Source organism: Vitreoscilla filiformis (genome assembly GCF_002222655.1).
GTDB classification, from domain to species: Bacteria; Pseudomonadota; Gammaproteobacteria; order Burkholderiales; family Burkholderiaceae_C; genus Ideonella; species Ideonella filiformis.
On sequence record NZ_CP022423.1, the window covers coordinates 204,341 to 218,030 of the forward strand.

General features: G+C 64.0%; 13 protein-coding genes. 5 read left to right on the top strand and 8 right to left on the bottom strand.

Translation table 11 applies throughout. From position 1 onward, the window contains the following. The first annotated feature begins 18 nt into the window (after window positions 1-18). On the top strand, window positions 19-1,812 hold the full coding sequence (locus tag VITFI_RS01020; RefSeq protein ID WP_089415412.1) for a glutamine--tRNA ligase/YqeY domain fusion protein: 1,794 nt from the start codon (window positions 19-21) through the stop codon (window positions 1,810-1,812). A 24-nt stretch (window positions 1,813-1,836) separates the two neighbouring features. After that, on the top strand, window positions 1,837-4,188 hold the full coding sequence (locus VITFI_RS01025) for a tetratricopeptide repeat protein (protein WP_089415413.1): 2,352 nt from the start codon (window positions 1,837-1,839) through the stop codon (window positions 4,186-4,188). Here VITFI_RS01025 and VITFI_RS01030 read toward each other — a convergent pair. Beyond that, a complete protein-coding gene (locus tag VITFI_RS01030; RefSeq protein WP_089417903.1) occupies window positions 4,131-5,399 on the bottom strand; it encodes a glycosyltransferase family 4 protein in 1,269 nt (422 codons plus the stop codon). The two genes, VITFI_RS01025 and VITFI_RS01030, sit on opposite strands and share 58 nt — an antisense overlap. 122 nt (window positions 5,400-5,521) lie before the next feature. Between VITFI_RS01030 and VITFI_RS01035 the strand changes: the two genes are divergently transcribed. Then, a complete protein-coding gene (locus VITFI_RS01035; RefSeq protein WP_089417904.1) occupies window positions 5,522-6,142 on the top strand; it encodes a hypothetical protein in 621 nt (206 codons plus the stop codon). A gap of 9 nt (window positions 6,143-6,151) precedes the next feature. Here the strand turns inward: VITFI_RS01035 and VITFI_RS01040 are convergent, their stop codons facing one another. Further along, window positions 6,152-7,531, bottom strand: a complete 1,380-nt coding sequence (locus VITFI_RS01040) for a dicarboxylate/amino acid:cation symporter (protein WP_089415414.1) — start codon at window positions 7,529-7,531, stop codon at window positions 6,152-6,154. A gap of 297 nt (window positions 7,532-7,828) precedes the next feature. Between VITFI_RS01040 and pal the strand changes: the two genes are divergently transcribed. After that, window positions 7,829-8,371: a peptidoglycan-associated lipoprotein Pal gene (pal, locus tag VITFI_RS01045; RefSeq protein ID WP_089415415.1), complete on the top strand. Its 543-nt coding sequence runs from the start codon at window positions 7,829-7,831 to the stop codon at window positions 8,369-8,371. Window positions 8,372-8,393: 22 nt separating this feature from the next. Here pal and VITFI_RS01050 read toward each other — a convergent pair whose 3' ends face one another. Further along, entirely contained in the window at window positions 8,394-8,954 is a 561-nt protein-coding gene (locus VITFI_RS01050) for a DUF1415 domain-containing protein (protein ID WP_089415416.1), read from the bottom strand. A gap of 86 nt (window positions 8,955-9,040) precedes the next feature. On the opposite strand from VITFI_RS01050, the gene VITFI_RS01055 reads away from it, so the two are divergent. Further along, window positions 9,041-9,811, top strand: a complete 771-nt coding sequence (locus tag VITFI_RS01055) for a ParA family protein (protein ID WP_089417905.1) — start codon at window positions 9,041-9,043, stop codon at window positions 9,809-9,811. Window positions 9,812-9,834: 23 nt separating this feature from the next. Here the strand turns inward: VITFI_RS01055 and minE are convergent, their stop codons facing one another. Genes minE through VITFI_RS01080 form a run of 5 tightly spaced genes read right to left on the bottom strand, consistent with a single transcriptional unit; the run spans window position 9,835 to window position 13,663 of the window. Beyond that, a complete protein-coding gene (gene minE, locus VITFI_RS01060) occupies window positions 9,835-10,095 on the bottom strand; it encodes a cell division topological specificity factor MinE (protein ID WP_089417906.1) in 261 nt (86 codons plus the stop codon). A gap of 5 nt (window positions 10,096-10,100) precedes the next feature. Next, on the bottom strand, window positions 10,101-10,916 hold the full coding sequence (minD, locus tag VITFI_RS01065; RefSeq protein ID WP_089415417.1) for a septum site-determining protein MinD: 816 nt from the start codon (window positions 10,914-10,916) through the stop codon (window positions 10,101-10,103). Continuing rightward, window positions 10,913-11,770, bottom strand: coding sequence for a septum site-determining protein MinC (minC, locus tag VITFI_RS01070; protein ID WP_089415418.1), 858 nt, complete (start codon window positions 11,768-11,770; stop codon window positions 10,913-10,915). Before minC ends, minD begins: the two co-directional genes overlap by 4 nt. Before the next feature lie 23 nt (window positions 11,771-11,793). After that, complete coding sequence (locus VITFI_RS01075; RefSeq protein WP_089415419.1) at window positions 11,794-12,765, bottom strand: tRNA dihydrouridine synthase; 972 nt, start codon at window positions 12,763-12,765, stop codon at window positions 11,794-11,796. A 4-nt stretch (window positions 12,766-12,769) separates the two neighbouring features. Continuing rightward, entirely contained in the window at window positions 12,770-13,663 is an 894-nt protein-coding gene (locus VITFI_RS01080) for a DUF808 domain-containing protein (RefSeq protein WP_089417907.1), read from the bottom strand. Window positions 13,664-13,690 lie beyond the last annotated feature (27 nt).

Below are 13,690 nucleotides of genomic sequence, written 5' to 3' on the forward strand. Positions count from 1 at the left end.
TGATCTACAACGCTTTTTATGAGCGCCAAACATCCTGCCCCAGCGGCTGAAGCCGTCAAGCCCAGCAACTTTTTGCGCGCCATCATCGAGCGCGATCTGGAAGCCGGCACCTATGCCCAACGCCCATTCGCCGGCTCGCCGGGGGATGCAGCCCATCACGCTGCCGGCCAACCCGACCCAGCGCAGGTGCGCCTGCGCTTCCCGCCGGAGCCGAACGGTTATTTGCACGTCGGCCATGCGAAAAGCATTTGTTTGAATTTCGGCCTGGCGCGGGATTACGGCGGCGTCTGCCACCTGCGTTTTGACGACACCAACCCCGAAAAAGAAGAACAAGAGTATGTGGACGCCATCAGCGAAATGGTGGCCTGGCTGGGTTGGGACTGGAACGCCCACGGCGTGAGCCACCAGTTTTACGCCAGCGATTACTTCGATTTCATGTACCAGGCCGCCGAAACGCTGATCCAACGCGGCTTGGCTTATGTGGACGAGCAAACGCCCGAAGAGATGCGCGCCAACCGGGGGGACTTCACCACCCCCGGTGTGGACAGCCCGTTCCGCAGCCGCACGCCCGAGGAGAACTTGGCGCGTTTCCGCGAAATGCGCGACGGCCAGCACGCCGACGGCGCCATGGTGTTGCGCGCCAAGATCGACATGGCTTCGCCCAACATCAACATGCGCGATCCGGCGATCTACCGCATCCGCCGCGCCACGCACCACAACACCGGCGACAAGTGGTGCATCTACCCGATGTACACCTTCGCCCATCCGATTGAGGACGCGCTGGAGCGCATCACCCACAGCATCTGCACGCTGGAGTTTGAGGATCAGCGCCCGTTCTACGACTGGTTGCTGGAAAACCTCGCCGATGCGGGTCTGCTGGCGCGTCCGCTGCCCAAGCAGTACGAGTTCGGGCGCCTGAACCTGAGTTACGTCATCACCAGCAAGCGCAAGCTGAAGCAATTGGTGGATGAGAAACACGTCGCGGGGTGGGACGATCCGCGCATGCCGACGCTGGCCGGGATGCGTCGCCGGGGCTACACCCCCGCTGCCATCCGCAAAGTGGCGGACGATTCGGGCGCGAGCAAAACCAACGTCTGGCTGGATTACTCGGTGTTGGACATCGCCCTGCGCGCCGACCTGGAAGCCAAAGCCCCACGCGCCATGGCCGTGATCGACCCGCTGAAGTTGAAACTGACCAACTTCGCCGACGTGTTTGGTGCCGCCGAACACCGCGAGCCGTGCAGCGCGCCGGCGCATCCGCACCTGCCGGAGCTGGGCCAGCGCCAATTCAGCCTCGGCCCCGAACTGTGGATCGAGCGCGAAGACTTCATGGAAACGCCGGTCAAGGGTTACTTCCGTTTGTTCCCGGGTAACAAGGTGCGGCTGAAATACGGCTACGTCATCGAATGCACCGGCTGCGAGAAGAACGAGGCTGGCGAAATCACCGCCGTGACCGCGCAAATCCTCCCCGACACCAAGAGCGGCACCCCCGGCGCTGACTCGGTGAAGGTCAAGGGCGTGATCACCTGGGTGGGTGTGCATGAAGCCGTGGCGTGCGAAATGCGCCTCTTTGACCGCCTGTTCACCGAAGCCCAGCCCGATGCCGGCGGACGCGATTTCCTCACCGTGCTGAACCCGAACAGCAAGAAGGTGCTGCGCTCGTACCTGGAGCCGTCGCTGGCCCACGCCAAGCCCGATGACAAATTCCAGTTCGAGCGCCACGGCTATTTTGTGGCGGATCGGCTGGATCATTCGGCGGCGTTGCCGGTGATCAACCGCATCACCACGCTCAAGGATGGCTGGGCGAAGTAACGAAATGCCCGGCGCCTTTCCCGCATGAACCCCACTGCCGCCCCCGACGCCACCGCTTGGCTCCACCAAGGCGCCACCCTGCGACAGCAAGGCCACACCGAACAAGCGTTGTCGTGTTACGAGCAGGCGCTGTCCTTGCCGGACGCGCCGCCGGCGGCTTGGTTCAATGCTGGCAACGCCTTGTTCGACCTCGGGCGCTGGGCCGCCGCCCGGCAGCGTTTCGAAAGTTGCCTGGCCTTGCCGCCGCCCCTTCCCGCTGAGCTGTCCGAAGCGGCACACCTGCAAGCCGCCCGCTGTGCCGTCAAACAAGGTGAATTGGGTGCCGCTCGCGTCCACTTTGCCGCCGTGTTGCGCCTCAACCCGCAGCAATTCAGCGCTTGGCTGGAGGCGGGGCACGTCTGCCGTACCCAAGGGGCCACCGAGCAGATGATCGGGGCTTACCAGCACGCCACCGCCGCCGCCCCGCAGCGCTGGGAAGGCCATCTGGCGTTGGCGCGGGGGTTGGAGGATCTCGCCCGCTGGGACGAGGCCGCTGCCAGCTACCACCGCGCCCTGCTTTGCACCGACACCGCCGCCGACGGCCCCCGCCTGCGCTTGCGCCAACACCACCAAATGGCCCGCTGGCGTCTGGAACGGGGCGATGCGGCGCGGGCTTTGGAAGCGCTGCGCGCTGCCCTGGCCTGTCTGCCACCGCCCCGCCCGGACGACGCCGCACCAGCCCTGGGCCTGAACGAATGGGCGGAACTCCACATCGACCTGGGTGAGATCCTCATCCGTCTCGGCCTGACCGACGAGGCCCATCGCGCCCTGGAGCAAGCCAGCCAAGCCACCGCCGAAACCACGCTGTCCCGCTTGGCCGAACTGGCCTTTCGCAGCAACTTGTGGCAGGAAGCACAGGCCGTGTTGCGGCGCAACGTCACCCTGCATCCAGACAGCGCCACGGCGCACTGGAACTTGGCCCACGCCCTGGCCGAAAGCTGGCAAATGGAAGATGCGCTGGCCGAACTGGCCCGCGCTGAAGCCCTCGCCCCCATGCCGGGAGCCCGCTCGATGCGCGCCAGCATCGCTGGCCGAATGGGCGATGCGGCCACCGCCTTGCAGCTCTACCGCGAACTCGCTGCCGAAGAGGGGCCTCGCTCCAAAATGGTGTCCAGCGCGGCCATGAGCACGCTGTATTGCGACCACCTGCATCCCGCCGAAGTTGCCGCGCTGCACCGAACGTGGTTCGCCCCCCTCGGTGAGGGTGCGCGCTCGCCCGCCGCCTTCGCCAACCCCCGCCAGCCCGAACGGCGCTTGCGCCTGGGCTTGGTCACGGCAGACTTCCACCATCAGCACCCCGTCAACATCTTCATGCAGCCGGTGTTGCGGCGGCTCGATCGGCAGCAGTTTGAATGCGTGGTGTACTTCGTCGGCGTGTCCTACGACGAGCAAACGCACTTGGCCAAACAGCGCGTCGATCGGTGGGTCGAATGCACCACTTGGAGTGATGCCCTGCTGGCCCAACGCATCGAAGCCGACGGCATCGACGTGCTGCTCGATCTGGCCGGACACACCTCGCACCAACGCATGGCCTTGTTTGCGCGTCGGGCGGCGCCGGTGCAGGCCACCTTCTTGGGTTATCCCGGCTCCACCGGGGTGCCCAACATGGATTGGATCGTGGCCGACGCAGTGGTCGCGCCCCCCGAACACGCGCCGCTGTACAGCGAGCGCATCGCCCGGTTGCCACATGCGGTGTTTTGCTTCGCCCCCGAAGCGGACTATCCGTTCCCGACCCTGCCCGACGCCCATGCCACCCGCCCGCTGACCTTCGGCAGCTTCAACAACGTGCCCAAACTCACCCCGCACACGCTGGGGTTGTGGGCCCAAGTGCTGCACGCCGTGCCGGGTTCGCGCTTGCTGCTCAAGGCGCCCAGTTTCAAAGACCCCGGCGCGGTGCGGCGGTTTTCGGAGGCGTTCCAACGCCTGGGCATCGCGCCGCAGCGCCTGCTGTTCCGAGGCCCCACCGGCCTGGCCGACATGATGGCCGAGTACGCCGATGTGGACATCGCCCTCGACCCGACGCCCTACAACGGCGGCACCACCACCCTCCAAGCGCTGTGGATGGGCACGCCGGTGCTGACCCGGTGCGGGCACACCTTCGTCTCACGCATGGGTGCCAGCTTCATGCAAGCCGCTGGTTTGCCAGATTGGGTAGCCCACAGCGATGCCGACTATGTCGCCATCGCCCAACGCATGGCGGCTGACCGCCCCGGGCTGCTGGCGCTGCGGCGCGGCCTGCGCCAACGCCTGCTGGCCCGGCCCGCCTGGGACATCGACCGCTACACCGCCGATTTCGGCGCCTTGCTGCGGCACATTTGGGGGGCCGCCTGCACTTGAAGCGTCGCACCGGAGGCGACTTGCTGGATCGATTGATGCAGCATGTTTTCAAAGCGAATCAGCACACTCTCCCAGCTTTGCCGCAACGCCCGCTCCCGGGCGTGCTGGCCGAGCCGATGCCGCAGCGCGGGCGCCTGCGCCAGTTGCACGGCCACTTGCACAAACGCCGCTGCTTGCCCAGGGGCCACCAAGTGCCCCGTGATGCCGCTTTCAATCAATTGAGCGGCAGCAGCGCAGTCGAACGCCAGCACAGGCAAGCCGCTGGCCATGGCTTCGGTGGTGACGTTGCCAAACGTCTCCGTCAAGCTGGGGAACAGGAACAAATCGGCTGAGGCGTAATGGGCGGCCAAATCCGCCCCGGTGCGCTGGCCCGTCAGAATCGCATCGGGGCAACGAGCTTGAATCTCTGCCCGCATCGGCCCGTCCCCGACCAGCAACAACCGGCTGCGCGGCTGGCGTACACGGATGGCCGCGTACGCCTCCAACAGCAGCCCCAGGTTTTTCTCCGCCGCCAAGCGTCCGACGCACGCCACCACCAGATCGTCCGGCGCCACGCCCCACTGGGCGCGCAGTTCGGCGCTGCGGTGCGCGGGCGAGAAACGTTGCGTGTCCACCCCGCGTGACACCACACTCAAGCGCTCAAACCCGACAGCCGCCAAATCACGCCGCAGCGCTTCGGTGGGCACCATCGTGCATTGGGCCGCGTTATGGAACTTGCGCAAGTACGCCATGATGGGCTTGCGCAACCACCCGATGCCGTAATGCTGGCTGTAGGCGTGGAAATTGGTGCGAAAGTCCGAACTCACCGGCAGCCGGAGATGCCGCGCCGCGTGCAACGCCGACCAACCCAACGGCCCTTCGGTGGCGATGTGAACCACGTCCGGGCGCTGCTGCGACCACAGCCGCACCAAAGCCCGCTTGGACGGCACCCCCATGCGCAAATGGGGATAACGGGGGATCGGCAACCCCCGCATCAACACCTCATGCACACCGGGGCTGTGATCCCCGGTGCCATCGTGCGCATCCTGGCGTGGCCGCACCAATTGGACATCGTGGCCCCGCTGTTGCAGGCCCTCGACGATGCGTGCGATGGTCATGGCCACACCGTTGACTTCGGGCGGGTAAGTCTCGGTGACACAGGCCACCCGCAGCGAGCGCTGGGCCGCTGGGAAGTGGTTCACCATCAAGGGAGAAGGGGCCGGGCTGTTCATGGGCCGCATGGTGGGCTGCTTGTGCAACCGTTCGATGACAAGGCTTTCGTCACACACCTTTCATGCGCCTTGCCGACGATGCACCCCCACTGGCACAACGGTTGTGCCACCAGGAGACCGCCTTGCCTTCCGCCCTTCAAGCCTTTTTGCAAGAACTGGCCACCCAGCGCTGGGACGACCACCGCTACTACCACCAGAGCCGCATCAACCAAACGCTTCACCTCATCAGCGCCCTCAGTTTCCTGGTGGCCTATGGGGTGCTGTTTTTCGATCCGGCGCTGGCCGCCCTCATTGGCTGGCTGGTGTCCATGGTGACGCGCCAAACCGGTCACTACCTGTTCGAACCACGTGGGTTTGACGCCCTCAACCAAGTCAGCGACGAGTACAAGGAGCGCGTCAAAGTGGGCTACAACATGCAGCGCAAGACGCTGCTGTTGAGCGTCTGGGTGCTGCTGCCGGCCACGTTGTGGTTCGAGCCTGCTCTGTTCGGCCTGATCGAACCGGGCGAGGGCACCGCTGGGTTTTGGCACCACCTGGGTCTGGCTTGGCTGGCCCTGGGCGTGACGGGTTTTGCACTGCGCGTGCTTTACCTGTGCATCAAGCGCAGCCCCCTCACCGGCCTGGCTTGGATGACCAAGATCCTGACCGACCCGTTCCATGACGTGGTGCTGTACCACAAGTCGCCGCTGGCCCTGCTGCGCGGCGAACTGATCGACCCGATGCCGCATGTGCGGCATTCTTGAGCCTGCCGCTCAGCGCACGCCGGGGGCGCTTTCGTGAACGGCGGCGGGCAGCGCCTGGCCGGCAGCGGCCAGGGCCTGCTCCAAGTGCAGATCTGTGCCTTCCGGCAAGGGCTGGCCTTCGACCAAGGCTGCGTGCATCTGCCGATCATCCAACTGACCGCACCACTTGGCCACCACCAGCGTGGCCACGCCATTGCCCACCAAGTTGGTCAGCGCCCGGGCTTCGCTCATGAAACGATCGATGCCCAAAATCAGCGCCAGCCCCGCCACCGGCACGCCCCCCACTGCCGACAGCGTGGCCGCCAGCACAATGAAACCCGAGCCCGTCACCCCGGCGGCGCCCTTGCTGGTCAGCAGCAGCACGGCCAACAGCGTCAACTGCTGGGTCAAGGTCATGGGGGTGTCTGTGGCTTGGGCGATGAACACGGCGGCCATGGTCAAGTAGATCGAGGTGCCATCCAGGTTGAAGGAGTACCCCGTCGGGATCACCAGGCCCACCACGCTCTTTTCGGCGCCGGCGTGCTCCATTTTGCGCATCATGCGCGGCAGCACCGACTCCGACGACGACGTACCCAACACGATCAGCAGCTCTTCCTTGATGTACTTGATGAACTTCAGGATCGAGAAGCCGTGAACTTTGGCAATCAAGCCCAACACGCCAAAGATGAACAGCAAACACGTGCCGTAGAACGCGCCCATCAGTTGCGCCAATTGCAGCAGTGTGCCCACGCCGTACTTGCCGATGGTGAACGCCATGGCGCCAAACGCCCCGATGGGCGCCACCTTCATGATCGCGCCAACGATGGCAAACAGCACATGCGACAGCTTGTCGATGAACGTGAACACCATGTTGTGTTTGCCACCAAACTTTTGCAGCGCGAAACCGAACATCACCGAGAACAGCAGCACTTGCAGGATTTCACCCTTGGCGAACGCATCCACCACGCTGCTGGGGATGACGTTGAGCAGGAAGTCCGTGGTGCTGGTCATCTTGCCGGGGCCGACGTAGTTGGTCAGGCCCTTGGTGTCCAGCGCATTCGGATCGACGTGCATACCGGCGCCCGGTTGCAACACATTCACGATCACCAAACCGATGATGAGCGCCAGCGTCGAGACCACTTCGAAGTAGATCAGCGCCAGCCCGCCCGTTTTGCCCACCTTCTTCATGTTTTCCATGCCGGCGATGCCCAGCACGACGGTGCAAAAGATGATCGGCGCGATGATCATCTTGATCAGCTTGATGAAACCATCCCCCAACGGTTTCATTTGGGCGCCCAACTCGGGCATGAAGTGCCCCAACAAGATGCCCACCGCAATGGCGAACAGCACCTGCACGTACAACGAACGGTAGATCGGCTGACGCGCAGCCCCTGGCAACGACGTGGACATCAAAGCTCCATGTTCACAGCAAAAGATGTCGCGCAGTCTAGGAAGCCAAAGCAGGCTTGGCGCTGTGGATTTTGCGTAGCCGCTGGCGTCCCATGCCCAAGGGGCTTCCCCCCAGTTTGCGCACACAGCCTGTGGATAAAGCTGTGCAAAACCTGAAATTTGATGACCTAACCCATTGAAATAAAAGGGGTTTCAATAGATTGCCTCATTTTTAAGCAGAATGCAGGCTTCTTGGGAATCATTCAAAGTCGGATCGGTACAATCCCGGCGACTTTGACCCTTTCTGGAGGTTTTCGCATGAAGTCTCTCAAGTCCGTCCTGCTGCTGACAGCGGCTTCGGCGCTGTTCGCCGGCTGCACCAACGTGCCGCTGAATGAACCGGCCCCCGTGACCACCCTGGCCCCTGCGGCCCCCGCCGTCGCCGACGCCGCTCCCGCCGTCATCAGCACGGTGCAGCAGGCCGTGGCACCGAAGCCAGCCCACCTGGACCCGACCAGCCGCATCTCGCTCGAACGCAGCATCTACTTCGAATACGACCAGTTCACCATCCGCAGCGCCGACACGGGCTTGGTGGAACTGCACGGCAAGTACCTGGTTGCCAACCCCAATGTTTCGATCAAGATCGAAGGCAACGCCGACGAACGCGGCAGCAAGGAATACAACCTGGCGCTGGGCCAAAAGCGGGCCGAAGCCGTGCTGCGCGCCCTCAAGACCTTCGGTGTGAAGGACAGCCAAGCCGAACCCGTCAGCTTCGGCGAGGAAAAGCCCAAGTCCACCGGCCAAGGTGAAGCCGCCTGGGCCCAAAACCGCCGCGCCGACTTGGTCTACCCGGCCAAGTGATGTGAGGAAGGGGGCGGCGCTGTCAGGGTTTTTCGTCCCACAGGCGCGCCCATCCTTCTGAGCCCAGCTCGGACATCAGCGCCATGTTGCGCTCGTAAATCGTTTCCGCCTCCGGGAACGCTTCGACCGCCCGGTCGATGCTGGCTTCGCGGATCAGGTGCAGCGTCGGCCAGGGTGCGCGGTTGGTGTTGTTGGTCACGTCGTCTTCCGCCGTGTCCGCGAACTGAAAGTTCGGGTGGAAGTTGGCGATTTGCAACACCCCATCCAGCGCCAAATCCTCCAACGCGGCATCGGCCACGTCGAGAAAATCGTTGAAGTCGAGAAAATCGGCGAAAGCGTCGGGCAGCACCAGCAGCGTGGTGTCGGTCACTTCGGGATCGACTTCGGCCAGGTGACGCAGCTCACTCACCAGCTCATCCAACACCGCTTGCGGCGTCTGCGCCCGGCTCACCACCCAGCGGATTTGCCCTTTGATGTGGACACTTTTGGCAAATGGGCACAGGTTGAGGCCAATCACGGCCCGCTCCAACCATTGACGTGAGCGGTTCAGCACCGCCTCATCGGAAATCACAGATGCATTCATGCCTGCCATTGTGCGAGATGGCGGGATGTTGCAATGCACAATCCCACCTCATCGCCCCGAGCGGGTTTTCCCTGCGAGCCATTGCCATGCGTCGAGTTGTCTTCAATCAGAAAGGGGGGGTGGGCAAGTCCACCCTGACGTGCAATCTGGCCGCCATCGGCGCCCACCAAGGGCGACGCACGCTGGTGGTGGATCTGGACGTGCAAGGCAACGCCACACGCTACCTGCTGGGCACCGGCGCAGACACCCCCGCTCCCGGCAGTGCGGATTTTTTTGAGCAGCAAATCAAGTTCAGCGTCCACCCGCTGGCGGCCACCGCGTTTGCGCAGCCGACGCCGTTTGCCAACCTGTCCCTGATGCGGGCCTCATCGGCGTTGGATGATCTGCATGCCAAGCTCGAATCCCGCTACAAAATCTACAAGCTGCGCGACATGCTGCTGGAGCTGGGCGAACACTACGACGACATTTGGATCGACACCCCGCCCGCTCTCAATTTCTACACCCGTTCAGCGCTGATCGCTTCCGAAGGCTGCTTGATCCCGTTCGATTGTGATGACTTCTCACGCCGGGCGCTGTATGGCCTGCTGGAAACGCTGGAAGAAATTCGCACGGATCACAACAGCGGGTTGCGGGTCGAAGGCATTGTGGTGAACCAGTTCCAGCCGCAAGCCAAGCTGCCGCGCCGGGTGGTGGATGAGCTGGTGGCCGAAGGGTTGCCGGTGTTGCAGCCGTATTTGAGCAGCACGATCAAGGTGCGTGAGTCGCACGAACGGGCTCTGCCGATGATCCACCTGGACCCGACGCACAAACTCACACGGGATTTGGTGAGTTTGCACGCCGGTTTGGGCGCCCGCTGACCCGCATCACGCGGGCCACCCCGTCAGCGCGGGGATTCGGGCAACTCGATTTTGACTTCGAGGATTTCCAGGTTGTCCTGGCGCTCGATGTTGACGCGCACGTCGTGCGGTTTGATCTGCACGAATTTGAGCACCACTTGGAGCAGCTCTTTTTGCAGTGCAGGCAGGTAGTCGGGCGAGATGTTGGCACGCCCGCGCTCATGGGCCAGGATGATTTGCAAGCGCTCTTTGGCCACGCTGGCGCTTCCCTTTTTTTCGCCCAGAAAAACAGACAGCAGGGACATGATGCTCATTTCCCCCCGAAGATGCGCTTGAAAAAGCTGGGCTTGACCGCCTCGATGAAACGCAGCGGTTTGTCCTCCCCCATGAAACGGGCGGCCAGATCGAGGTAGGCTTCGGAGATGTCCGTGCCCTTCATCAGCACCACGGGCAGACCTTGGTTGGAGGCGTCCAGCACGACGTCCGATTCGGGAATCACGCCGATGAGCGGGATGCGCAGCACATCCATCACATCGTCCAAAGACATCATGTGCCCGCTCGACACCCGCGACGGGTTGTAGCGCGTGATGAGCAAATGCTCCTTGACCGGCTCGCGCCCTTCGATGGCCCGGCGCGTCTTGGAGGCCAGCAGCCCCAGGATGCGATCAGAATCGCGCACCGAAGAAATTTCCGGGTTGGTGACGACCAAAGCGTCATCGGCGAACAACATCGCCATCACAGCCCCGGTTTCGATGCCGGCGGGCGAATCGCAGATGATGTACTCGAACCCCATGTCCTTGAGTTCTTGAATCACCCGCTCGACGCCTTGTTCGGTCAGCGCATCCTTGTCCCGCGTCTGCGAGGCGGCCAGGATGTAGAGGTTCTCGCAGTGTTTGTCCTTGATCAGGGCCTGGTGCAGTTTGGCTTCGTTGTGGATGACGTTGATCAGGTCATACACCACACGGCGCTCGCAGCCCATGATCAGGTCGAGGTTGCGCAACCCCACGTCAAAGTCGATCACGACCGTTTTGTGCCCACGCTGGGCCAAACTGGCCGAAAAGCTGGCACTGGTGGTGGTTTTGCCCACCCCTCCCTTGCCGGAGGTCACCACAATGATGCGGCTCATCGGCGTTGTGTCCTTTCTGAATGTGTTGTCGTTGTCTTGAGCCCGGTGTTCATGGGCTCCATCAGCAGCCGTTCGCCATCCAAACGCACTTGCGCCATCTGGCCGATGGCGTCGGGAAACGCGCCTTCCTCCAGCGTGCGCCAGTGGCCGGCGATGGACACCAACTGTGGCTGCATGTTGAGCGCAAAAATGCGCGCTGAGGAATCCCCACAAGCGCCAGCGATGGCCCGCCCCCGCAACGGCCCATAGACATGAATGCTGCCATCGGCGATGACTTCGGCGCCAAAGTTCACCAGCCCGAGCACCACCAAATCCCCGCCCTTGGCGTAAAGACGCTGGCCGGAACGCAGGGGTTTGTCATGCACCAGCGTCAGGCGCGTGGGGGGCAGCGTGGCGGCGGCTTCGTCGCCGTCCAGCTCCAGCACGAGGTCTTCGGGCTCGATGGGCGGCGCAGTGGCATCCACTGCGGCGGGCGGCGTCACCACGGGCAGGCTGACCAGCACGGGCCGGCTGCCCGGTGGAATCGGATCGGGCGCTTCGGCCAAGCCAGCGGCCAGGCCAGCGGCCATTTGCGCTGCGCCACCGCCACGCACGGCGATCGGGTTCAGCCCGTGTTGCCGCAGCAGCGCCAACAGGGCTTCGAAGTCCGGCACCTCGTCGGCTTCGCGCACAGCGGAAAAATCCAGGCACACCGGTTCGTGCCCGAAGAAACCCGGCGCGTTGTCAAACCGCAGGCGCATGGCCTGCGACAACGCAGCGAGATCCAGGGTCTTGATCACCACCGCCAGCACGGTCAACGTCGCACTTTTGAGATCAAGAACCGCAGTGGCGGATGCCTTGGAGAGTACAGCCATGGCGATATTCCTGTCGGGGGCGCTCAGTGTAACGGCCGCTCTGGGGCCGACCCGAGCCAGCGCACCACCTCACGCGAGTCGGTGAAGGTACGCACCGCATCGTAGGTTTGTTGCGCCTGCACAAAGCGGCGGCGCAAATAATGCAGCCACTGTTTGATCCGCCCCGCCCGGTGGCGCGGCTCGACGTGGCCTTCAATGCGCTGGGCATAGTGCAGCAGCGATTGGCGGATCGCTTCCCAGGTCGGCAGTGGCGTCACGGTGGCCGAAGCCCCACCCACAGCCGCCCGCACTGCCTGGGCCAACCCGGGGTCGGACAACTGCCCACGCCCCAGCATCAGCGAGGTGCAGCCCGATTCGGCTTGGCAGCGCAGCGCGTCTTCGACCGTCCAAATCTCGCCGTTGGCAATCACCGGGATGGTGACGTGGGCCCGCACATCGGCAATGCGCTGCCAGTAAGCCGGCGGTCGATACCCTTGCGCCCGGGTGCGCGCATGCACCACCAGCTCGCTGGCACCGCCTTCGGCCAGGGCGCGGGCGCATTCTTCGGCACGCTGATCATCGTGCAACCCCAGGCGCATCTTGGCGGACACCGGCACCGACGCCGGCACCGTCCGCCGCACCGCTTGCATGATGCGCCACAGCCGCTCAGGCTCCTCCAGCAAGGCCGCGCCGCCGCCGTGGCGGTTGACGATCTTGGCCGGGCAGCCAAAGTTCAAATCGACGCCCGGTGCGCCCAAAGACGCCACCCGCGCCGCGTTGTCCGCCAAACACGCCGGATCGGAGCCCAGCAGTTGCGGGCGCACCGGCACCCCCGCTGGCGTGCAGCCACCCTGGCGCAACTCGGGCACCACGCGCACAAACACCCGTTCGGGCAACAACTGGTCGGTGATGCGGATGAACTCACTCACACACCGATCCACGCCCCCCAAGCGCGTCAGCGCATCGCGCAGGGCAAAGTCCAGCACCCCTTCCATCGGGGCCAACAACAACTGCATCGTTTCAGCCTTTGCGCAGGCGCTGGATCAGCGTCACACCGGCCAGCACGCACGCCCCGGCGATCACGCCCAGGCCGCCGTCCAGCGCCATGCCCAACACGCTGCCCCACGGGCCGAGGGCGTCCGTCCACGCGGCGAACAGGTGATGCAACGGCCCCAAGCCATGCACCAGGATGCCACCGCCCACCATGAACATCGCCGCTGTGCCGACGATGGACAGCGTCTTCATCAACCACGGTGCCGCCACCAGCAAGGCCCGACCGACAGGTTGCAGTGCGCCGCCACGCTGGCTCAGGTACAACCCCGCGTCGTCCATCTTGACGATGGCCGCCACCAAGCCGTACACCCCCACCGTCAGCAGCAAGGCCACCGCCGTCAGCACGCTGAACTGCGTCATCAGCGGGGCCGCCGCCACAGCGCCAAGCGAGATCGCCATGATTTCGGCGGAGAGGATGAAGTCGGTGCGCACGGCACCGGCGATTTTGTCGCGCTCCAGCGCCACCAAATCGATGGCCGGATCGGCCACGCTGCACACGCGGCCAGCGTGCTCATCTTCGGCACAGGACTGGCGGGCATGCCACAGTTTTTCGAAGCCCTCAAAACACAAAAACGCCCCACCCAGCATGAGCAGCGGCGTGATGAGCCACGGCACCAGCAGGCTGATGAGCAGCGCCGCCGGCACCAGAATCGCCTTGTTTTTCAGCGATCCTTTGGCCACCGCCCACACCACCGGCAGCTCGCGCTCGGCCCGCACCCCGGCGACTTGCTGGGCGTTGAGCGCCAAATCGTCCCCCAGCACCCCAGCGGTTTTACGGGCAGCGACCTTGGTCAACACGGCGATGTCGTCCAGCAGGGACGCGATGTCATCGATGAGGGTCAGCAAACTGGCACCGGCCACGGCCATCTCCTGAAAGTGATGAAAACG